Annotated in this window: 1 protein-coding gene; it reads left to right on the plus strand. The window is 51.7% G+C overall.

Annotated elements, in window-relative coordinates; genetic code table 11:
* Positions 1-197: hypothetical protein (locus B7449_RS22450; RefSeq protein WP_209426790.1), on the plus strand; the 197-nt coding region annotated here is incomplete at its 5' end.
* Between the last annotated feature and the right edge of the window lie 132 nt (positions 198-329).

Here is a 329-nt window from a genome sequence, read left to right on the forward strand (position 1 = left end):
GGCAGAGGCGGATGGTGGTCATGGGATGCAACAACGGAAAGCCGGATTCCAGCCTTTCCGCCCACCAGAAAAGGAGCGACGCTGAGCTGATCACGCCAGATAATGCCTTTCATCCGGCTTGGTCGGGCTCCAGATTTTGTCAACGCAACCGAACCCTGCCGGACCATATCATCGGACACCAGAAGCAAACAGGCTGATCATGCGGCGCTTCAGCGAATGGGAATTATTGATCACAAAGGCGACGTGACGAAAGCCTACGCGTGGCCACGGCTGTCCATATATATTTTTTTACACAAGACACCGTTTATATGCGATTTTAAGCATCAATA

The sequence above is a fragment of the Komagataeibacter intermedius TF2 genome (genome assembly GCF_000964425.1).
GTDB lineage: Bacteria > Pseudomonadota > Alphaproteobacteria > Acetobacterales > Acetobacteraceae > Komagataeibacter > Komagataeibacter intermedius.